The organism is Flavipsychrobacter sp. (assembly GCA_041392855.1).
In the GTDB taxonomy this organism is placed as follows: Bacteria; Bacteroidota; Bacteroidia; order Chitinophagales; family Chitinophagaceae; genus UBA5543.
The window spans coordinates 2516956-2538270 of the sequence record JAWKLD010000001.1; the positions used below are offsets into that span (position 1 = coordinate 2516956).

Sequence of the window (21315 nt, forward strand, 5' to 3'; positions counted from 1 at the left end):
TGCATATTCGTTATATTTAATATCAAATAACGAGTTACCCCATGACCCTGAAAAGATCGTTTACCCTACTCTTGCTCTGTTTGGGCTATACTGCTATGGCTCAGCCAGATACGGTACATCAGCACTATGAGGTTTCCGGAACGGCTAATGTGTACTACCATGCCATGTTCAACCATGATAAAGTGCTCGGAGGTGCCGGCACAGCTCCTATAGCTGTGAATGTAAAAGGGCAGAAATACATTAATGTGTTATACACAGCAGGCACAGTCAGCTGCTTTGGCGCCATAGATAGCACCTATTTTGGTGCTGATGGTGGCGATTACGGGTATAGCACCGCTATATCTGGTGCAGGAGCCTTTTCAGGTATCAGTCATAAAAACAGAGTTATGTTTCTCTGTGGCGTATTTGCCAGCGAAGCCTCTGGACTAGATGAGCCCTACGACCCTGATGACTATACTGGCAAAGAGAATAAACCCACCTACTGGCCGGCACTCAATCAGGTATTTTTTATAGGAGATGGAAAAACCGACAAGGGTACTGTCCAAACATTTCTGGTGCCTAATGAGGCCGAAGTGCTTTATATAGGTTTTGCAGACTGCCTAAGCGGACCTCCCAGCAGCTATGCCGACAATGGCGGTAGTCTAAAAATAACTATAGTGCTACGCCACGAAAAAGGCTAATAGCCCAGCTCTTAAAGCTTATCCACAGAAAAACCGATAATATGCACAGTACTGTCTTTAATAGTGCTAATCAGTTATCTTTGTTTGCAAAGTTAATTACACATGCGTTTTATCGTTACCTCTAATGCGTTATTGAAAAACCTGCAACAAATAGGCGGGGTTATCAGCGCAAATACTGTTTTGTCTGTTTTGGAAGATTTCTTGTTTGAGCTAAAAGGTAATACCCTTACCCTTACCGCTACCGACCTAGAAACTATGATGCGTGTGCAAATGGAAGTAACCGATGCACAAGGAGATGGACGTATCTGTATCCCATCAAAAATACTGACAGACTATCTTAAGAACTTACCGGAGCAACCTATTACCTTCAACATCAACGAGGGCGACTTGTCAATCGAGATGTCCAGCGATGTAGGTAAGTATAAAATAGGCGGTGAGAAGGCTGACGACTTCCCTAAGGAACCAGCTCCGGGAGATGCTACTACATTCAACATGCCGGCTATTGCTCTAATAGAGAGCATCAATAAAACTTTGTTTGCCGTAAGTAACGATACACTTCGTCCTGCAATGACCGGAGTATACTTTGAGCTAAAGAAAGACAAGTTGACTTTTGTATCTACAGATGCACACCGCCTGGTACAGTTTTCTCGTACTGATGTGAACTGCCCAACCGATGCTGGTTTTGTAGTACCTAAAAAACCTTTGCAACAGCTACGTGCTACACTACCTGCTGACGATAGCGCTTTGGAAGTTGCCTACAACGATAGTCATCTATTTGTGAAAAGTGCTGCACTAAGCATGAGCTGTAGACTGATAGATGCTAAGTTTCCTGACTATAATGCCGTTATACCAAAGGATAATCCGTATAAACTAACGGTTAACCGTAACGATTTCATTAGTGCACTACGTCGTATCAGCATATTTGCCAACAAGACTACCAACCAAGTAGTGCTAGACATCAACGGTAATAAGTTGGAACTAAGTGCACAGGATATCGACTTCTCTTACGAGGGTAAAGAAACATTGACCTGCCAATATAATGGTGAGGATATGAAAATTGCCTTCAACGCCAAGCTAATGGTGGAGATGGTAGGCAATATGGATGGTGCTGATACTGAAATAAGCCTAAGCACACCAACCCGTGCAGGTATCTTCCGCCCTACAGAAAAGAACGAGAACGAAGAAGAGTTAATGCTATTAATGCCACTAATGGTAAGTGTGTAAACTTCTTCTTATTCAGATATTATAAAGGCTCGCAATTGCGAGCCTTTATTGTTCATATATTACTATCTATGGTCAACGGATAGTACTTCCTTGTTAAAACCTTTTGTGAGTAGCCATATTGCCAAAACTATTTCTTGCAAGCCTGTTGGCACATTCAATACTATATATTCTGTAGTAATTATATCAACTGCCTGAAACAAAACCAATACGCTTGCTATAATAGAGAATAACGCCCCTATTATGCCCCATGCAGAAAGCCAACGGGGAATAAGCCTTGACTTGATCAACAATAGGTACAACAGTATATTACCAATACACAACACAATGATCATAAACACATGGTTGATATGATCTCTAGTGATTTTAAGCATGTTTCCTATTGCTTCAAAAGCAGCACTATCTTGAGGCAGCTGTTTTGCATACTCAGTACTTAGTGCCAAAATGGATAGTAGTAGTAATGTTCCTATAACCACAAGCGTTGTTGCTATAATTCTAAAGCTTAGAAAGCCTACTGCCAGCCCCTTACCAAACTGTTTGATAGCAGAATAAAACAAAAGAGCTACCCCCATATATGCCAAGCCCATAATAAACTGGAATACTGCGGCTATGATTACCTGATCTGTATTATTTACAGCTTCCGTTAAGTATTGTAAGGAATCAACAGATGGGGCAACGCTAAAAATACCTGCTATCATAGCAATGACGATAAGCAAGCCTGCAAGCCTGGCATTACGAATGGCTGAATTCATTGTTCTTTTCTTTAACCATATATCGTAATACTACTTGTTTAGTTACACATCAAATAAAAAAGACCCGCAATGCGAGCCTTTAATTTTGATTATATATCATCTATCTTCTTAATGTACTTGGGGGCAACGTAATCAGTAAGCCAAACACCGTTATCAGATATTAAGAAAGGTATGCCATCATTATGCATCTCTAACGAATTTATTACCAATATAGAAGGTTTACCATGTCTTTGACCAACCTTTAAAGCTGTTAAAGTATCTGAGCTTAAATGCACATGATGGCGGCTCATTTTATGCAACCCAGATTCAAAAATTTGCTCTAGGCTTTTTTCAGCAGTACCGTGATATAAAACATTAGGTGGTACAGATGGTTTATAATCTAAATCTATATTAACGGAATGTCCTTGATTCGCTCTTATTTTTTTTAAAGTGGAATCAAATGCAAATCTTTTTTTCTCACTTGATGCTACGACATGCTTTAATGTATCAATGTTCATTAAAACATCCGCTTCATTTAGCTTATTGATCAGCTCTTCTACTTCAACCCATCCATTTTGATCTAGCTCTATACCAATTTTCTCTGGTTGATGCCTTAATACTAAACTCAAAAACTTACTAAGTTTTACTTTTTCCTTTTCACTGATCATTTCTTGTATGTATGTCTATCGATATGCTAATGATGATATATTGTCTATTTTATTTCAAATAGATATAGGTCTCTACATCTTTCTTGGTGATCTTCTTATCAGAAAGTATAAATAACCTTTCTACTACATTACGCAACTCGCGGATATTACCCGTCCAGTCGTATTTCTTCAAAGCATCCATAGCGCCTTTTTCCACTTCTTTTTCTGCTTGGTTATACTCCTTGCCAATGTCTTTCATGAAATGCTCTACCAGTAGTGGTATATCATCACGTCTATCATTAAGTGATGGCACATGTATTAATATCACACTCAGTCTATGATACAGATCCAGACGGAAATTCTTCTCTTCAGTTTCTTGTATCAGGTCTTTGTTGGTAGCTGCTATTACGCGCACGTCTACTTTTATTTCCTTATCACCACCTACACGCGTTATCTTTCCTTCTTGCAGTGCACGTAACACTTTGGCCTGTGCTGAGGCACTCATATCTCCTATTTCATCCAAGAAAAGTGTACCACCGCTTGCCAGCTCAAACTTACCTATACGTTGTTTTACCGCAGATGTAAATGAGCCTTTTTCATGTCCGAATAGTTCGCTCTCTATAAGCTCGGAAGGTATAGCCGCACAGTTTACTTCTATTAGTGGCCCTTTAGCACGCTCACTCAAGTCGTGGATGTTTCTTGCTACCAATTCTTTACCTACACCGTTCTCTCCTGTTATCAATACACGAGCATCTGTAGGGGCTACCTTTTCTATTGTTTCTTTTACCTGTACAATACCATCCGACTCGCCCACCATTTCGTACCCCTTAGATATACGCTTGCGCAAAGTCTTCGTTTCTGCCACCAACGACTTTTTATCCATGGCATTGCGAATGGTGATCAGCAAACGGTTTAGATCGGGTGGTTTAGAGATAAAGTCGAACGCTCCTTTTTTTACTGCCTCTACAGCTGTCTCTATATTACCATGACCAGATATAACTATAAAAGGTACATCAGGGTTGATCTCTTTTGTTTTCTCCAGTACTTCCAAGCCATCCATCTTAGGCATTTTCACATCACAAAGAATGCAATCGTAATTGCCCTCTTGTATTTTCTTCAAGCCCTCTGCTCCGTCTGCCGCTTCTTCTATCTTAAACCCTTCAAAAGAGAGTATCTCATTGAGGGTTCTACGTATTGCGCTCTCATCATCTATTACCAAGATCTTTTGTGCCGCCATCTTTATTTCTTTTTTACTCCGTTTTTATAAGTCTCTTCTCTAATTACTTGCCCTTCCTCATCATATATCTTCCATACACCATCCTTTTTGTCATTCTTATACTGCCCCATTTCTTTAATGCCACCTTTATCATTGTATATAGCAGCATCGCCCTCCATCACATCTTCTCTGTAGGTATAAGTAGCCGCAGGGTGACCATTATCGTAATACCAGGTCAGTTGCCCGTCTTTTTTATCATACACGTAGCTACCCTGTTCCTTTATTCTACCCGAATTGAAGTATTTAACATAAGGACCATGCTTTTGCCCATCAGAGTATAGCTCGGTCAATATTATTGGGCCTCTAAGCTTATATTCTTTTCTCGGTCCATCCAGCTTGCCGTTCTTATAGTTTTCTATCAGTTTGATAGCACCATCAGCATATACCTCCATATGCATACCATTGCGTTTACCATCTCTATAGGTAGTTACCGTTTTAGGGTATTGCGACGACCAGTAGCTATTCCATACCCCTTCCACTTTGCCTTTATATAAATAACCTTCCTCTTCTACAAGATTTACAGCATTTCTGGTTTGTATGAATTCCCAGTCTTTACCATCTCTTTTTCTAAGTGTATCTGTCTGCGCCTGTAGTAAATTGGGTAAGCAACTAATAATCAATCCTGTAAGTAAAATGCCTTTAATATGCATGCTTATTGTTAGATTTTGAGCAAATTAATAATTTATATCGTTGTCTTTGAAGCATTATAGACAGTATTAACATTATCAATGGTTGTATAGTTATGCAATTTTGTCAGTTTTTAACTTTTGGGGTTAGATTTGCAATAAGATTGATGTACATACATTAATCAATTATAAAGAACAATAAATATGTCAACAACTAAATTTTATGCTGCAAACGAGAGAGGACATGCTAACCATGGATGGCTTAACGCCAAGCACTCTTTTAGCTTTGCCGGCTATCACGATTCTGAAAAGATAAACTTTGGGGTGCTACGCGTATTGAACGATGATATCATACAAGCAGGTATGGGTTTTGGCAAGCATCCGCATGATAATATGGAGATCATCACTATCATACTAGACGGTGCGTTGGAGCATCAGGATAGCATGGGGCATACTGAGGTGATAAGACCTGGAGAAGTACAAGTGATGAGTGCAGGTAGTGGTATCTTTCATAGTGAGTATAACCACAACCGAGACCAAACGGTGAATGTGTTGCAGTCTTGGATATTTCCTAACAAAAGGAATGTAGAACCAAGATATGACCAAACCATGTTTGCCGAAGAAGGTCGTACTAATAAAATACAAACACTGGTATCGCCAATAGAGCGTAATGATGAGGGTTTGAAAATACATCAGGACGCATGGATATACCGTACAAAATTGGATGCTGGTAATTCAGTTACCCATCAAATACATTCTAACAAACATGGTTTATACCTCTTCGTAATAGAAGGGACAGTAACTGTGGAAGGTACAGAGCTGAACAAAAGAGATGCCCTAGGTATATCGGATACAGAAAGTGTAACGATAACAGCGAATAGCAATAGTGATGTATTGATATATGAGGTACCTATGGAGCTGGAAATACATTGATCTCTATTAAAAGCTCCACTAGGAGTTTCGTATATTTAGTAAAAGCATAGCTTATGAAGGACATTACAAAACACTATACGAATGATGATATAACCATTGTATGGAAACCTGCACAGTGTATTCATTCTGCCAAATGTGCTAAGGGTTTAGGTCATGTATTTGACCCCAATAGAAAACCTTGGGTAGACATGAGCGGTGCTACTTCGGAAGAAATAATGGCACAAATAGACACCTGTCCTTCAGGAGCATTGTCCTATTTTAAAAACAGTGAAGGTATGATAGAGAACAAACAAAATACAGCAGAGACAACCATTGAAGTAAGAAAAAACGGACCATTACTGGTACATGGTAGCATAACCGTAAAAGATGCAGCTGGCAACGAAACACAAAAAGAGAAAGTGACAGCTTTCTGTCGTTGTGGAGCGTCTAGTAACAAGCCCTACTGCGATGGACAGCATAATAAAATCGGTTTTGAAGGTTAAGCGATACTAATTGACAAATAGCGAAATAATTGCACAGCTGGAAAAACGGCTCAAAGAACCCTTACCAGGGAAAGCCGCACAAATAAAAATGGCATCGGGAAAGCGGAGGCTAGACATTACCGCGCCCGATACTGCTAAGCTTAGTGCTGTCATGGGGCTTTTGTTCCCTAAGGATGATGAGCTGAACTTACTTTTGATAAAGAGGGTAGAAGATGGTAAACCTCACGGCGGTCAAATTAGTTTTCCGGGAGGTAGAAAGGATAAGGAAGACAACGATCTGCTTACCACAGCACTTAGAGAAACCGAAGAAGAGGTGGGTATACCCAAAAATGAGATAACTAGCTTGGGTGCTCTAAGCTCACTGTACATTCCTGTAAGTAATTCTAACGTACAGCCCTATATTGGCTATACTAGTGCGGTACATAACTATATACTTAGCCCCAACGAAGTACAGTATATCATTGAGGCGCCCATTAAAGACCTATTTGCTCCTCACAGGAAATCTATTAAAGAAATAAGACCAACAGCATACCCTGAAGCCATCATAAAAACTCCTGTATATCATTGGGAGGGCGACCATATGATTTGGGGAGCTACTGCGATGATCATATCAGAACTGGAGGCTATTATAAAACTGTAAAGCCCTCGCGGCAAAAAGGCTACAAGGGCTTTATTATAATATCTTCAATAGATTATTTATTCTTTTTTGTTGGGTCTTTTGGAACGGTACGAAAAACCAGATCCCATAATACAGAACTCACACCAAAACCTTTATCCGGCTCATTGTAGTGATGTAAGTGGTGGTTTCTCCAAAGTGCTTTTAACCATTTTGGCGGTGCAAAAGCATGTATCGCATAGTGCATAGAGCCGTACATGATATAGCCAAATAAGAAACCTGGGAAGAAAGCCAATGCGTACCAGCCCATAATGAACTTCATGATAGTAAATAGTATAGTAGCTATCACCATACTAGGTATAGGCGGCATAAACAAACGTTCTTTATCACGCGGATACTCATGGTGCACACCATGCATCGTATAAACAAACCTTTTTGCTTTAGGCTTCTCTACTATCATATGAAATACATGGCGGTGCATGATATACTCAAACAAACTCCAAAACAAAGCACCGAAAACAAAGAATCCTATCTCTGCAACAATACTAACACCTATATAAGTAGCACCAAAATAGAGCATGAAAGCAATAACAGGAAAATACATGCTATAGATAACGAAAGGATGCGTTTTCGTCATCATCTCCATGAAGTCACTCTTAAACAGTCTTGCTTGCCCTTTGTTTTTTATTTTATCAAACTCCATTGTTAATCAATATAGCTCATGTAAAATTACAACATGATTTGTTAACCAGATATTATGCCTCCTTTTCGTCTCCTTGCTCTTCCTTAAGCCATTTGGGCGATTTGTTCTTTTTAAGGATCTTATCCATCCACAACAGTAATGCGGGCTGTAGGATAAGGTTGGTCACCATGGCTAATAGTAGTGTTAATGATGTAAGATAACCTAATGATTTTGTACCATCAAAGTCTGATAGAATAAATACACCAAAACCTGCTACTAATATTAATGTAGTATATATAATACTCAAGCCTGTATCAGCAATTGTTTTATCTACTGCCGATGGTATATCATTACCATTTTTATCCATTTCTTGTCTGAAGTTGACCAAGAAACGTATCGTTACATCAATGGTAATACCCAGTGCAACACTAAAAATGAGTACAGTAGAAGGCTTGATGGCTATATCCGCCCAGCCCATAAGTCCCGCAGTGATCATTAGCGGTATAATGTCTATTACTAAAGAGATAAACAACATACGCCAAGAGCGGAACAAAAATATCATACAGCCGAATATCATAACAAAAGCCAGTATCAAACTATTCCTTAAGCTATTGATGATGAAACGACTCCCTTCTTGATACACAACACTGGTACCTGTAAAAGTGACCTTGTACTTACTGGTATCAAATATTTTATACGCTACGGGTTGTATACTGTCCAATAAGATAGGTAACCTTTCAGAACCAACATCTGCTATACTAAGACTAATGCGAACCTCTTGTCTATTACTATCTATAAAAGAATTGACCAAGCTGCCAAACAGACTGCCATTATCACTCTTCATGCGTAGGTAAGGCTGAATAAATGAGGCATCAAAAGCATTGGGTACTGCATAGTAATTGCTATCACCATTATAATATGCCTGTCTTGCAAATTTAACACCCTCTACTATCGATAGTTTGCTACCTATCTCCGGATATTTATTTAAGTAGTTGGTAAACTGGTCTACCTTTTTCAGGGTTGATAATGATGTAGCACCATTTTTACGTTTAGTATCTATGAGTATCTCCAAAGGCATTACCCCTTTAAAGTTGCGCTCAAAAAACTTAAGGTCTTGGTATATTTTCTTTTCTTTCGGAAGGTCGTCTACTATAAAGCCAACGTTTCGTAGGCGTGTCATTCCCAGTACTGATAATACACATACAATTATTGCTGCAGCATATATCCAAGGACGGTGACTGAAAACCCAACTGGTTATTCTTTGCAGCAGCTTATTCACCAACTTATTTTGTAGGTAGCTAGTATGGCGTCCTTTAGGCGGTGGTAGAAAACTATAAAATGATGGTATGAAAATGAGGGAGATGATGAATATCACTACGATATTGATACTAGCAACTTTACCAAACTCTTTTAATAAGCTACTATGCGTAAAGGCAAATACTCCAAAACCAATGGCTGTTGTTAAGTTGGTAAATAAGGTAACAATACCCATTCTATCTACCATCCTCAATAAGGCCTTAGCCTTGTTAGGGAATAGGCTATACTCCGAATGATATTTATTTAAGAAGTAAACACAGTTGGGAATACCTATAACTACAACTAGTGGTGGTATTAGGCCTGTGAGCAAAGTGATCTTGTACCCAAACATTGCCGTAATACCCATAGACCATATTACTCCCATAGCCACTACTAGCATAGAGGCTATTACAGCTGTTATAGAACGGAAAAATAATATCAGTATTACCGCCGTTAGCAGGAACGATATCATTAAGAACATATTCAGCTCGTCCTTAACACCCGTAGCCATTACTGAACGTATCAGTGGCAAACCTGAATAATGTACTTCTACGCTTTGCTCTTCACCATACTTGTCGCAGATACCTACCATTTCCCTAACCATAGCCTCTCTGTGCTTTGAGTTAAGGATGTCTTTATTGACCCTTATACCCAATAGGTAGCTATTAGTAGACGGGTTGTATAAAAAGCCTTTATAAAAGGGCAGGTTCTCAAATACCTTTCTAAAACTATCAACATCTACATCTACACCTTGCTCTACTATCAAGCCCGCTACCAGCTTATTGGTAGTTGTATCTTTTACCAAGTTGATAGCACCGGGTATGCTGATCACATTTTCGACCCCTTCTACTTTTTGTAGGCGCTCTACCAGTTTTCTATAAGAGGAAAAGAATTCCTTTGTATAAAATCGCTCGGTTTGTACGCCAACCACCATAAGGTTGCCATCTTCCCCATATTTCTTTCTGAATTCCTGATAATCTGTATACTTGGGATTATCTGTAGGTATCGTCTTCGCAAAATTATAACTAAGCTGTAAGCTAGTGGCTTTGTAGCCCATGAAGGCAGTAGCTACTAGTAGTATTACCAATAATGTAATACGATACTTTATCACGAAGGCTGCGATCCGGTGCCACATAAATGCTAGACTCTCTTTATTTGGGTGGCAAAAGTACTAAATAATAGGCACTTACTTAGCGTCTTAACGCGTAGTACCCATCTTGCTTGCTCATGGGTACATTGTTGTATGTAACACGTGCAATGCTATATATAGTATGGCATTCTGTATGCTCTGCCGTTACTGTAAAAGTCAGTTTATCTGTAATACCGCTATTCCATTTTAAGATGATATCATAACATTCTGTGTTTTCACCTACAACAGGCTGGCGTATATCATTAAAATAGAACTGATAGCCATTGTTATAGCTCAACAACGTTTTTTGAAGCGTATCGTTCATATTACAGGGCTGTATCGCTACCAAAGAGTCTAAACTCAGTGTATTATTAGCAAGTAGGTCCTCATTATTAGCATCTGAAAAAATTCTAAACCTTGCCGTTTCAACGGGCTTGGTTGGTGCCGGCACATTTTTACAATCTACTGAAACAATGTTTTGACAACCCAAAAGAGAAAAGGATAGAATAAATAATAATGCAAACGACCTCATAACTAATAAAATAAGCTACATAAATATATAAATATATGTGCTGTTTTCTAGGCTTTTTCTAATCTGCCACCATAAAGTTATCTGCATCATCTAAAAACGGGAAACGTTCTCTGGCTTCTATTATTTGCTGTTTGTCTATGGTTATAGTTGCACAAATTGGCTTATTAGAGACTTGCCACAATTGCTCTCCCAGCGGACTAAACACACTACTATCACCACTATGATTGATACCGTTACCGTCTTCCCCAACACGGTTTACCCCTATCACATAACTCATATTTTCAATAGCTCTTGCTTGTAATAACGCCTTCCACGGCATACTTCTACGCTCCGGCCAGTTGGCCACATACAGCAATACATCATACACAGCTTTATTATTCCTAGACCATACCGGAAAACGCAGGTCGTAGCACACTTGTAAACAGATACGTATCCCCTTTACACTCACTATCAATCTGCTATCACCAGCATTGTAGTGCTTGTCTTCACTGGCATAGGCAAAAAGATGTCTTTTATCATAATGCCCCACTTTTCCATCTGGTTGCACCCATAGCATTCTATTATAATACTTTCCTTCTTCTTCTATTATAACACTACCAGTTAGTATACATCTATGGCTTTTAGCCATGCGTTTCATCCATTGCACAGTATCGCCATCCATTTGTTCGGCCAGCCTTTCAGGTGCCATACTAAACCCCGTGCTAAACATTTCGGGCAATACTACAATCTCTTTTTTCTCCTTTACATTACTAATATAGTCTTCATATTGCCTAAGGTTGGCCCTTTTATCTTCCCAAACGATATTGGGTTGTATCAATGTGAAGTTTAGCTGAGTACTCATTAGCTATTAAATATTTATATACTTTTGGTTGAACACAACATCTGCAAGCTATGAGAAAAATATTATTCTTACTACTATTAACAATACCGATACTAAGTATTGCCAAAGACAAGAACAAACTATCAGGCAATTGGAGAGAAGTACAGAGATGGAACCCAAGTAATAAAAAAGTAGCTTATCAAGACACTATTCATATGGAGTTTCTTCCGGGCAATGAATATGTGTGGCAGAAGAGTGGCAGCTTCATTTATAGAGGCTCTTACAAAATAGAAAATGGTGCATTGGATATTGGGCGTAGATACTTTACCATAGTAGAGATGAAGAAAAACAGAATTGTTCTTCAAGACCAAGTTGGTAAATATCAGCTGGAGCCTTACACCCCTACCAACCAACAAGGCGCACCAAGAGCTAAAGAAGTATGGGGGCCTGTTACCAGTATAAACCCAATGGTAGGGCACTGGTCAAAATTTAAAAGCACTAGTGATAGAACGCTACAGGAGGTAGACTATACCAGACTATTGAAAGTGGTGAAGATATTCAACCAACCTGAAGGTAATAAGCTAGGCGATGTGTTTGCCGCAAGAGATGGCGACCAAGCACCATCATGGTATGTAGAGCGCTACGACCCAAAAACACAAACACTTTATTGCAATGGCAAAAACCGTAGACAGTTCAAGGTTTTAAAATGCGAAGACAACGAACTGATCATGGAAGAGAATGGTATTACCTACTTCTTCAGACAGTTTAGAAGATAACTCCACAAAATAGGGTAGCCATGGCTACCCTATTTTATTTTAAGTAAGTAATAATCTTTTGTTGCTTTATCTCGTGTGGCTGGGTTCATAAATTCAATGGTCAGTTCACTTATCTTACAATACTTTTCTTTTAATACCACATCAAAATCAAACCCTTTCTGTTTTAGTTCATTTTTACCGTCTTCCATTGTCAACACATATTTACCGGGCGCAACTTGATCTCCTCCTTTATTGATAACATGCTGTAGGTAAAAATGTAAACAGTTTAACGGGTCTTCTTCCCTGTACTTCACCAACTTGCTAGGAGGAATATTATTTTTATTCATAAAGGCAGATAAGCTTGAGCCTACCTGATACTTAGTGAGATTAGTATAAAAATGGTGTGTACCAAAAATGTTGACAATTATCATAGCACCTACTGCCAGCCAAAAAAGCTTAGGGCGTATTACCTTGCTCAAAGCAATGTATAACCATATACCCAGCAGGAACATATAAGTAACATGCATACCCATACTAGCAGGAAATACAAAAGTGATCAGGGCAAAAGCGAATACCAGCATCAAGGCAAAGATCACATAATGCACAGGGCGCATCACGTTATACAGTTTCTTATACTTATCGGTTTCAAAAAAGTCTGCTAGTAGCTTAGCTACCATAATAGCCGCTAATGGGAACACTACGAATATATAATGCGGTAGCTGGTACTTAGAAGACCCTAATGCTAAATAACCTAATATAAAACCACCTGTAGTTATCCATTCTTGATTGGGCTGTAGCTTAAACTTTTGTTTTACTAGCTGAACAATATTGATGATCAACGCAGGAATGAATAGAAATATCCAAGGGAGGAATGACCACAACATATTCAACATCAAGAAGTCAAAACCTGCACCATTGTTCCATGGGCTTTCTCCTGTTATTCTACCAAAGCTTTGCGACCAATAGAAAAAACGTAAACCAGAAGGCCCTTTTACTTCATTCACTATCTTTTCAGGGTGCATATCAAACTGCTGATACAAGCCTATACTCATGGGGATGAGCAGTACTGCTATCACCACCAAGCCCAACAGATATTCCCAACGGAAAAACATTTTCCAATTGCGCTTCAAAGCCCAGTCCGTAGCAAAGGAGAAGATAGGTATCATTAAGGCTACAGGCCCTTTGCTCATCATACCAAAGGATATTGCCGCACAGCCTAATAATAAATGATGTAATTTTTTGTGTACTTCCCATTCTTTAATCAGCCATATAGCTGTTATCACCCAGCTCATCAGCACAGTATCGGTACGTATATCATTGGTCATGAGGAATAAGCCCTGACAGACCCCAAAGACCAATGCCGCCATACGCCCTACTTCATCTCCATATAGCAATCGTGCTAATCTGTAAGTGGCAAATATGGCAAAGAGCGCAAAGAGTATAGAAGGGAATTTATAACCAAAATTATTCACCCCAAACACTTTCATACTAGCAGCACTTACCCAAAACAAGAACGGCGGCTTATCCAGATAATCAATACCTCTATCATAGGTATGCAGATAATCTCCCGACTCCATCATTTCTCTACTCATCTCCGCATATTGCGAAGCATCTATATCCATCACATCTACTCTATAAGCAGATAAATGGAGTAGTGCTACGAGTATAAATACCCAAAATGGAATTTTTGGCATGATTAGAATTTTATGAAAGCAAAAATAGTTGCAATTTTATTGAATGCTGCAATTAAGACACTATTCCTACGATTTGGCCTTTAAACATCCGTTTACTACCTACAAAGGAACAAAAACACACCAACCTATACTAGTAGTAACCTTAAGTCTACGCAACCTTACAGGCTACGGCGAAGCTCCCGCTATTAGTTATTATAATGTTTCTATTGACCAAATGGTAGAACTGTTGCAGGCTAAAAAACATGTGATAGAACGATATGCGTTGACTGACCCGCTTAGATATTGGCATTTTTTACATCATTTGCTACCAGGGCACAACTTTCTTATTGCAGCACTAGACATTGCCGGCTGGGATCTATTTTCTAAAATGCGTCGCCAACCCCTCTATAAAATGCTGGGGCAGGAGTGGAAAGATGTGCCAATGACCGACTATACTATAGGCATGGGTACAGCAGAAGAGATGATTGAAAAGATAAAGGAGCAGCCTTGGCCTATATATAAAATTAAGCTCGGTAATGTGAATGATATAGACCTGTTAGAAAAAATAAAAGCCAATACGAATGCTACAATACGTGTAGATGCCAACGAAGGCTGGAGCTTTGAAGATGCCAGACAGATATTGCCCGAATTGCAGAAGCTAAACGTTAGCATGGTAGAGCAGCCGCTAAACAGAACCGAGCATGATGCCATGAAAGAATTAAAGTCCTTATCCACTATACCGTTATTTGCTGATGAGAGCTGCCAAACTGAAGAAGATGTTATTAAATGTGCCGAATCCTTTCATGGTATCAATATTAAACTGACCAAATGTGGTGGTATTACTCCCGCTACAAGAATGATAAAAACTGCTAAAGAAAAAGGCATAAAAGTAATGATGGGATCGATGTGTGAAAGCACGCTTGGGTCTGCTGCAATTGCGCATATGATGCCTATGCTGGACGAGGTAGATGCTGATGGCCCATTGCTGTTGAAAGAGGATTTTGCTGATGGTTTGGAATATGATAACGGTAAAATAACAGTAAGTGAAGGCGCAGGGTTAGGTATATTATTCAAAGGGCAGAAATTTGAACGATAAAGTTCCTAATTTCGCTTACAGATGCAGGTACAAACAAATGTTTCCTTAAAGGCATACAATAGCTTTGGTATAGATGTTAACGCAACTAATTTTATCGAATTAGAGAATGCACAACAACTGGAAGAAGTATTTGCCAATAGCTATTTACCACAACCCATACGTGTTATTGGCGGTGGTAGTAATATTCTTCTTACAGAACCTGTGAAGGGCACAGTATTACTTAATAGAATAAAAGGCATCACCTTACTAGAAGAAAATGAGGAACATGTATTGCTAGAAGTGCTATCGGGAGAGGTATGGCACGACTTTGTTTTATATGCTATCAACAAAGGGTGGGGTGGTATAGAAAATCTTGCATTAATACCGGGCACCGTTGGTGCAGCTCCTATGCAAAATATTGGTGCTTATGGTGTAGAAGTAAAGGATGTAATTGCCAACGTACGTGCTTGGCACTGGATAAAAGGTAAATACATTGACTATGACAATGAAGCCTGTAAGTTTGGATATAGAGATAGCATCTTTAAACAAAAGGAAAAAGGAAAAGTGTTTATCACAAGCGTAACCTTCAAACTACAGAAGAAACATACATTCAACACCAATTATGGCGCTATACAAGAAGAGCTAGACAAGCAAGGTATTAAAGAGCTGTCAATCAAAGCTGTAGCTGATGCTGTAATTGCCATTCGCTCTAGTAAGCTCCCCGACCCAAAACTAATAGGCAATGCCGGTAGCTTTTTCAAAAACCCTACCATTGGCAGCGAGCTATTTAATAAGCTCATTGATAAATATCCCAAAATGCCTAGCTACCCCGTTGATAAACACAGGTTTAAAATACCTGCTGGTTGGCTGATAGAAAAATGTGGCTTCAAAGGAGTAAAGCAAGGCAATACGGGTGTGCATGAAAAACAGGCACTGGTTTTAATAAACAGTAATGGTAATGCTACTGGGTTAGAAATATGGAGATTGTCTGAAGAGATATTACAATCGGTTTTGTCTCGTTTCAATATCTTACTTGAAAGGGAAGTACAAATTTGGTAGACTATTGATTCACTATTGGTAGTTTTATAAAGAATGTAGTGCCTTTATTCTTCTCTGTTTCAAACCAGATATTACCACCCCAGAATTCAATTATCTTTTTGGTCATGGCAAGTCCTAAACCTGTACCCGAAGATTTTGTGGTAAAGTATGGTTGGAATATTTTATCAATTACCTCTTCGTCAATACCTGTACCATTATCTTTTATGGTTACCAAAGCAAACTGCTCTTCTGTTTTCACGGTTACCGATATTACGCCTTTAATATTTTCGGGAATGGCTTGTACGGCATTTTCCAAAAGGTTGGTAAAAATTCTAAGTAGTTGGCTCTTATCCAAAAACACGTAGACTTCCTCATCAGTTTTTTGAAAACTTACTTCAGTAGCTTCTTGTTTATCGTATAGGTGTATCGTATTTATAATAAGCCTATTCAGCTCCAAACGTTCGGGGCGTGCTTGTGGCATCTTAGCAAAGTTGGAAAACTCCGAGGCTATGTATGATAGGTTATCTATCTGCTCTATTAGAGAAGCTGACACTTTGGTAGCCAGTTCATTCACATTATCATAATCATTCTTCAAGGCTTTTTGTAGATACTGAATGTTGAGCTTCATTGGCGTTAGCGGATTCTTTATCTCATGAGCCACCTGTTTGGCCATTTCGCGCCATGCACTTTCTCTTTCACTTTGTGCTAACAATTTGGCATTACTTTCTACCTTACGCACCATCTTATTATATTCCTTTATCAGCAAGCCTATCTCATCATCATATGGCCACTCTATCAATTCATTTTTACTAAGACTAAATTTTTCAAACCTGCTGATGACAACATTTAAAGTTCTGGTGAGCCACCTTGTAATAAATAGGGTAAGTATACCTGATATAAGGAATACAAAAGCGTATAGATTGATTAATGCTACCAGTATGCCTGATATTTGGAAGTTCAGTTCTTTTTGCGAAGAGAAGAACGGTGCATTAATATATCCTAAAACATTACCATTCTCATTTCTTAATGGACTATAACAAGACAAATACTTCAACCTTCCTATTTCTTCATTTTTCACTAAAAACTGGCGACTGTCTTCATGCAAACTACTATATGCAGCTGGATGCATGATGCGAGCAAACAATGACTTGTCGTAAATACTACTTTGTGAAGTGACACCTAATACGCCACTAGCGTCATATAAGTTAATGTCAATATTCTGTGCGTTTGCAAGCCCTGTCAAAAAGTATTTGAAATCTTGATCGGCAACAGCTTTATTAAAAGCGCCTAAGCTATCCAGTGCATTTTTACTATTTAAAAACTGTAGTGTAGAACGCTCTACCAATTGCAAGAGCACTTCTTGTTTTCTTCTATTCGATTGCTTGTACTGGTAGGTAAAAAAAGTAATAGTAGTAAGACCTATAATAATGAAGGATATAAATACAATACCCAACATAGATAAGTGTATCCTCCTACGTAAAGTAAGGTTTACGATCCTTCTATTTCTTAACCCTAAAAAGTAAATAAAGTAAGCCTTGTATACTGCCATCAATATGGCAATGATCATCAGCATCCCAAATAGATAGGAGAACAAGGTTATGCTCTCTAACCACATACGATGATACCTGATAACTATTACCGTCTTGGTATCATCTGCTTTATATCTTAATTCCGAAGAGCTACTCCACTCGCTATATTCATACTTTGTAGCAATGGAATCTCTTAAAAATGCTGGGAAGTTATGATCGTTGGTCTGTGTAATTAATTTATCGTTTATATATACACCATAAGAGTACGCTTTTTGATTACCGTCGCTTTTTACGGTACCTGGTTGTAGTAGCTCCGGGTATATCGTTTCACCTGTTGACTCCTTAATAGCCAAGTCTATATATACATAGCCCAGTTTAGTTCTTGTACTATCATTAATATCTATTGTAATAGGTATCCTACCCAAATAATAGTGTCCATCCTGGGCATACTCTTTATAGTATAGTGAAGAATATATTGTGGGTAATGCATTTACCAATTGTTTGTTCAGTGTTTTGTAAGACAGCGTATCGTCATTGAAAAGTGCAACTCCGGTAGTATCAAAGATCAACACTTTTGAGTTGTACTTGTTAAGCTGCCCTCCTAGGTAAAGTGCATCAAAGCGCTCATTTAACGCCCACCTTTTATTGCTTCTCGGTCTTTTTAAAAATGATATTAGAATAGGGTCTGTTTGTATATTTTCTGCAATATTATTGAAGGTGTATTCTGTTACATCATCTCTTTGTTGCACTACCTCTTCTGCAAATCTTAAACGGGTATCTCTTTCTTTTAAGTAGTTAAAGTATTGTAATATACCCGCGCAAAAAGCACAAATAAACGCCGCCCAAAATATCATTCTTGGTGAGAACAGATCTGATACCATTGTCAGCTTTTTCACATCAAGCAATATGATGAACAATAACAACCAACCTAACAATATATAGGATAACTGCCCTGTAATATTTTTATCGCTTATAAGTATAAATACCAAACCCAACGCGGCCACCAACAAATACTTTAGCCATTTATTGTTTATAAGATGGGTAAGCTGACAATTAAAAAAGTAGACTAAAAGTATAGAAGCAGATGTAATGATCCCTATAGTAAAAAGACCTACGATAGTATAAGCTGAAATGGTGTAGAAGTGGCTTACATCAAAAGAGATACGCGAATCCATGATCAGCGTACTTATGATATTGATAAAGCTAAAAGAATATACCAATAAGCATACCGCTACAAAAAGCCCTACTAATTTTTTGATCCACTTATTTTTGAAATAGTCACTTAGCAAGGTTGTGGGTACATGCCTCACCATAAATATAACTATCCACAATAAACAGAGTGCGTTTAACAGCAGATCCCCTAATGATTTTAAAAATGAAGTAGATGCATATAGTTGTGGTGTAAATAGGGGGAGGGTTTCTAAATTGAACGGCAAGCCCAACCAATAGTTTAAACCCCTGACTATAAATACAATTCCTATAGTTAGCCCTAGTCCTACACCATAACCATGTTTTCTGGTAAGGTTGATGATCAATAACTGCAACCATAACATGCTAAGCAAAACTGCTGCAATGATCAAACCAGACAGTGTATTACTTGGAGGTGGTGCAGGTGTTTGTTTGGCGTAAAAGTTAATGAAGAAAATTGGCTTGCCCGATAGGTTATTCACTACATGGCTGCCATCTACTTGTCTTGATATAACCTTAGTAGAAAAAGGTATATAGTCTGCCGCAACAAACTGTGATTTCAAATAATTGTTCTCAAAAGGATACTTGGTAACTATTGGGTATAAGATGACCAACTGGTTGCCTTCTTCCAAGTAGGTTGGTCGAACACATTTTTTCACAAACACCCCTCTATCATTGTAGTAAAGCGTCCCCTCTTTTGAAGGCGTTGGCAATCCACAATCAGCCAATACTTTATTGTTATTCCAAAAGGTGAGTGTATTGTTTTTATAAGCGTAAAGAAAAAATGGCAAGTCTGTAAGCCTATCAATATTGGTACTTACTTCCTGTTCTTCAAAAATGCTTTTTACCAGTTCTTCATCATTAACAAATCTTGCAAACTGCTTTTCGCGCTCTTGATAATCCGCTTCAATGGTTTTTGCCATTTGCTCATGGCTCAAGTGTCTGGTGACATTATAGTATTTATATACCACTATTGCCCACAGTATAGTACTAATGAGCAACCAACCACGATATGGATATTTTCTAAACACTAATTATTCTAACTCTTTGGCTCTGTTCCATAAGGCATCTTGTTCTTCCAAACTCATATCGTGCAACTGCTTGCCTTTCTCTTCTGCCATATCCTCCATTTGCTGAAAACGGCGGATGAACTTTTTATTCGTTCTTTCTAGCGCAAGCTCAGGATCTATTTTAGTAAACCTTGCATAATTAATCAATGCAAATAACACATCTCCAAACTCTTCTTCAATATGTGTTGGTTCACCTGCTTTTACCGCCTCATACAGTTCACCTATTTCTTCGTCTACTTTTTCACGTACTTGGTCGGTAGTCTCCCATTCAAAACCTACCGACTTTGTTTTTTCTTGCAACCTTATTGCTTTTACTACAGCAGGTAAGGAACGAGGCACACCACCGAGTATTGACTTCTTACCTTCTTTAAGCTTAAGCTTTTCCCAGTTTTGCTTTACCTGCTCTTCGTCATTAGCTTCTATATTGCTATAAATATGTGGGTGTCTTGCTACCAATTTATTGCAAACACCTTCCACTACTTCTCCAAATGTAAACTGCTCCTGCTCTTCACCGATCTTACTGTAAAATACGATATGTAATAGTAAGTCTCCTAGCTCCTCTTTCAAACCTTGCCAATCTTCATCCGTAATGGCATCTGCCAACTCATAAGTTTCTTCTATGGTTTGCTTTCTTAATGTCTGTATCGTTTGTTTTTTGTCCCAAGGGCATTGCTCCCTTAGCTCATTCATAATCTTCCTTAGCCTTTCTATCGATTGTGCGTACTCCATTAGTTATTGTTTATGCTATTAATCTTCCTGCCATTTATAACCATCGGCCTTTAGGCCTGCTAAATGTAGCACTCTATGTATAACTGTATACGCTACTTCCTCTATACTTTGTGGTTTGCTGTAAAAAGAGGGTGTGGCAGGGCATATGATACCACCCGCTTCTGTAATGGTTGTCATATTCCGCAATTGTATCAGATTATAAGGTGTCTCTCTTGCTACACATATTAATTTACGTCTTTCTTTTAGCATTACATCCGCAGCGCGGGTAATAAGGTCGTTACTCATCCCCGATGCTATACGCCCTATTGTTCCCATACTACAAGGGCAAATGATCAATGTCTCATATGTAGAACTGCCCGAGGCAAAAGGTGCTAAAAAATCATTCTTTCCCCATACTTTGAAAGGGTAGTCTTTATATAGCTCATTACCCAGTTCATGATTCCACACTACATTAGCATTGTCGCTCCACACCACACTCACTTCTTCCACTTGGTCTTTTAGCTGTACTAATTTGTCTAACAACACCTTTGCATAGACCGAGCCACTAGCCCCGGTTACCGCAACTGCTATCTTCATATATACTTTTT

Annotated in this window: 20 protein-coding genes; 8 read left to right on the forward strand and 12 right to left on the reverse strand. The window is 38.7% G+C overall.

Annotation, left to right across the window (positions count from 1 at the left end; genetic code table 11):
• Positions 1-41: 41 nt before the first annotated feature.
• Positions 42-680 (forward strand): hypothetical protein, encoded by a 639-nt coding sequence (locus R2800_11645; GenBank protein ID MEZ5017699.1) that lies wholly within the window; start codon positions 42-44, stop codon positions 678-680.
• Between the two features lie 102 nt (positions 681-782).
• Positions 783-1904 (forward strand): DNA polymerase III subunit beta, encoded by a 1122-nt coding sequence (gene dnaN, locus R2800_11650; GenBank protein MEZ5017700.1) that lies wholly within the window; start codon positions 783-785, stop codon positions 1902-1904.
• 62 nt (positions 1905-1966) lie between these two features.
• Here the strand turns inward: dnaN and R2800_11655 are convergent, their stop codons facing one another.
• From R2800_11655 to R2800_11670, 4 genes are all read right to left on the reverse strand, one after another.
• Entirely contained in the window at positions 1967-2653 is a 687-nt protein-coding gene (locus R2800_11655; protein ID MEZ5017701.1) for a DUF4386 domain-containing protein, read from the reverse strand.
• Between the two features lie 89 nt (positions 2654-2742).
• A complete protein-coding gene (locus R2800_11660; GenBank protein MEZ5017702.1) occupies positions 2743-3300 on the reverse strand; it encodes an RNA 2'-phosphotransferase in 558 nt (185 codons plus the stop codon).
• Between the two features lie 49 nt (positions 3301-3349).
• Positions 3350-4516: a sigma-54 dependent transcriptional regulator gene (locus R2800_11665; GenBank protein MEZ5017703.1), complete on the reverse strand. Its 1167-nt coding sequence runs from the start codon at positions 4514-4516 to the stop codon at positions 3350-3352.
• Between the two features lie 2 nt (positions 4517-4518).
• Positions 4519-5205 carry a toxin-antitoxin system YwqK family antitoxin gene (locus tag R2800_11670; GenBank protein ID MEZ5017704.1) on the reverse strand — a complete coding sequence of 229 codons (687 nt, stop codon included), beginning with the start codon at positions 5203-5205 and terminating at the stop codon, positions 4519-4521.
• A 180-nt stretch (positions 5206-5385) separates the two neighbouring features.
• Here R2800_11670 and R2800_11675 point away from each other — a divergent pair, with 180 nt between their 5' ends.
• Genes R2800_11675 through R2800_11685 form a run of 3 tightly spaced genes read left to right on the forward strand, consistent with a single transcriptional unit; the run spans position 5386 to position 7236 of the window.
• On the forward strand, positions 5386-6114 hold the full coding sequence (locus R2800_11675) for a pirin family protein (GenBank protein ID MEZ5017705.1): 729 nt from the start codon (positions 5386-5388) through the stop codon (positions 6112-6114).
• Positions 6115-6167: 53 nt separating this feature from the next.
• A complete protein-coding gene (locus R2800_11680) occupies positions 6168-6596 on the forward strand; it encodes a (4Fe-4S)-binding protein (GenBank protein ID MEZ5017706.1) in 429 nt (142 codons plus the stop codon).
• A gap of 10 nt (positions 6597-6606) precedes the next feature.
• A complete protein-coding gene (locus R2800_11685) occupies positions 6607-7236 on the forward strand; it encodes a CoA pyrophosphatase (protein ID MEZ5017707.1) in 630 nt (209 codons plus the stop codon).
• 52 nt (positions 7237-7288) lie between these two features.
• Here R2800_11685 and R2800_11690 read toward each other — a convergent pair whose 3' ends face one another.
• The 4 genes from R2800_11690 to R2800_11705 are packed head-to-tail and all read right to left on the reverse strand — an operon-like array spanning position 7289 to position 11692.
• On the reverse strand, positions 7289-7915 hold the full coding sequence (locus tag R2800_11690; protein ID MEZ5017708.1) for a sterol desaturase family protein: 627 nt from the start codon (positions 7913-7915) through the stop codon (positions 7289-7291).
• 52 nt (positions 7916-7967) lie between these two features.
• On the reverse strand, positions 7968-10325 hold the full coding sequence (locus R2800_11695; GenBank protein ID MEZ5017709.1) for an efflux RND transporter permease subunit: 2358 nt from the start codon (positions 10323-10325) through the stop codon (positions 7968-7970).
• Between the two features lie 55 nt (positions 10326-10380).
• Positions 10381-10851 (reverse strand): hypothetical protein, encoded by a 471-nt coding sequence (locus tag R2800_11700; GenBank protein MEZ5017710.1) that lies wholly within the window; start codon positions 10849-10851, stop codon positions 10381-10383.
• Between the two features lie 58 nt (positions 10852-10909).
• Positions 10910-11692: an amidohydrolase gene (locus R2800_11705; protein ID MEZ5017711.1), complete on the reverse strand. Its 783-nt coding sequence runs from the start codon at positions 11690-11692 to the stop codon at positions 10910-10912.
• Between the two features lie 50 nt (positions 11693-11742).
• On the opposite strand from R2800_11705, the gene R2800_11710 reads away from it, so the two are divergent.
• Positions 11743-12447: a hypothetical protein gene (locus tag R2800_11710; GenBank protein MEZ5017712.1), complete on the forward strand. Its 705-nt coding sequence runs from the start codon at positions 11743-11745 to the stop codon at positions 12445-12447.
• Positions 12448-12476: 29 nt separating this feature from the next.
• On the opposite strand, the gene R2800_11715 is transcribed toward R2800_11710, so the two are convergent.
• The gene (locus R2800_11715; protein ID MEZ5017713.1) at positions 12477-14120 is read right to left on the reverse strand and encodes a glycosyltransferase family 39 protein; all 1644 of its coding nucleotides are present in this window, start codon (positions 14118-14120) and stop codon (positions 12477-12479) included.
• A 43-nt stretch (positions 14121-14163) separates the two neighbouring features.
• On the opposite strand from R2800_11715, the gene R2800_11720 reads away from it, so the two are divergent.
• Positions 14164-15195, forward strand: a complete 1032-nt coding sequence (locus R2800_11720; protein MEZ5017714.1) for a dipeptide epimerase — start codon at positions 14164-14166, stop codon at positions 15193-15195.
• A 21-nt stretch (positions 15196-15216) separates the two neighbouring features.
• On the forward strand, positions 15217-16233 hold the full coding sequence (murB, locus tag R2800_11725) for a UDP-N-acetylmuramate dehydrogenase (protein MEZ5017715.1): 1017 nt from the start codon (positions 15217-15219) through the stop codon (positions 16231-16233).
• A 1-nt stretch (position 16234) separates the two neighbouring features.
• Here murB and R2800_11730 read toward each other — a convergent pair whose 3' ends face one another.
• Genes R2800_11730 through R2800_11740 form a run of 3 tightly spaced genes read right to left on the reverse strand, consistent with a single transcriptional unit; the run spans position 16235 to position 21304 of the window.
• Positions 16235-19960: an ATP-binding protein gene (locus tag R2800_11730; protein MEZ5017716.1), complete on the reverse strand. Its 3726-nt coding sequence runs from the start codon at positions 19958-19960 to the stop codon at positions 16235-16237.
• Positions 19961-19963: 3 nt separating this feature from the next.
• The gene (gene mazG / locus R2800_11735; GenBank protein MEZ5017717.1) at positions 19964-20728 is read right to left on the reverse strand and encodes a nucleoside triphosphate pyrophosphohydrolase; all 765 of its coding nucleotides are present in this window, start codon (positions 20726-20728) and stop codon (positions 19964-19966) included.
• 18 nt (positions 20729-20746) lie between these two features.
• The gene (locus R2800_11740) at positions 20747-21304 is read right to left on the reverse strand and encodes a UbiX family flavin prenyltransferase (protein MEZ5017718.1); all 558 of its coding nucleotides are present in this window, start codon (positions 21302-21304) and stop codon (positions 20747-20749) included.
• Positions 21305-21315: the final 11 nt, after the last annotated feature.

Excerpts from the sequence above, each read along its gene's own strand:
- R2800_11645 (MEZ5017699.1), top strand. The coding sequence starts at position 42 with ATGACCCTGAAAAGATCGTTTACCCTACTCTTGCTCTGTTTGGGCTAT.
- dnaN (MEZ5017700.1), top strand. The coding sequence starts at position 783 with ATGCGTTTTATCGTTACCTCTAATGCGTTATTGAAAAACCTGCAACAA.
- R2800_11655 (MEZ5017701.1), bottom strand. The coding sequence starts at position 2,653 with ATGAATTCAGCCATTCGTAATGCCAGGCTTGCAGGCTTGCTTATCGTC.
- R2800_11660 (MEZ5017702.1), bottom strand. The coding sequence starts at position 3,300 with ATGATCAGTGAAAAGGAAAAAGTAAAACTTAGTAAGTTTTTGAGTTTA.
- R2800_11665 (MEZ5017703.1), bottom strand. The coding sequence starts at position 4,516 with ATGGCGGCACAAAAGATCTTGGTAATAGATGATGAGAGCGCAATACGT.
- R2800_11670 (MEZ5017704.1), bottom strand. The coding sequence starts at position 5,205 with ATGCATATTAAAGGCATTTTACTTACAGGATTGATTATTAGTTGCTTA.
- R2800_11675 (MEZ5017705.1), top strand. The coding sequence starts at position 5,386 with ATGTCAACAACTAAATTTTATGCTGCAAACGAGAGAGGACATGCTAAC.
- R2800_11680 (MEZ5017706.1), top strand. The coding sequence starts at position 6,168 with ATGAAGGACATTACAAAACACTATACGAATGATGATATAACCATTGTA.
- R2800_11690 (MEZ5017708.1), bottom strand. The coding sequence starts at position 7,915 with ATGGAGTTTGATAAAATAAAAAACAAAGGGCAAGCAAGACTGTTTAAG.
- R2800_11695 (MEZ5017709.1), bottom strand. The coding sequence starts at position 10,325 with ATGTGGCACCGGATCGCAGCCTTCGTGATAAAGTATCGTATTACATTA.
- R2800_11700 (MEZ5017710.1), bottom strand. The coding sequence starts at position 10,851 with ATGAGGTCGTTTGCATTATTATTTATTCTATCCTTTTCTCTTTTGGGT.
- R2800_11705 (MEZ5017711.1), bottom strand. The coding sequence starts at position 11,692 with ATGAGTACTCAGCTAAACTTCACATTGATACAACCCAATATCGTTTGG.
- R2800_11710 (MEZ5017712.1), top strand. The coding sequence starts at position 11,743 with ATGAGAAAAATATTATTCTTACTACTATTAACAATACCGATACTAAGT.
- R2800_11715 (MEZ5017713.1), bottom strand. The coding sequence starts at position 14,120 with ATGCCAAAAATTCCATTTTGGGTATTTATACTCGTAGCACTACTCCAT.
- R2800_11720 (MEZ5017714.1), top strand. The coding sequence starts at position 14,164 with ATGCTGCAATTAAGACACTATTCCTACGATTTGGCCTTTAAACATCCG.
- murB (MEZ5017715.1), top strand. The coding sequence starts at position 15,217 with ATGCAGGTACAAACAAATGTTTCCTTAAAGGCATACAATAGCTTTGGT.
- mazG (MEZ5017717.1), bottom strand. The coding sequence starts at position 20,728 with ATGGAGTACGCACAATCGATAGAAAGGCTAAGGAAGATTATGAATGAG.
- R2800_11740 (MEZ5017718.1), bottom strand. The coding sequence starts at position 21,304 with ATGAAGATAGCAGTTGCGGTAACCGGGGCTAGTGGCTCGGTCTATGCA.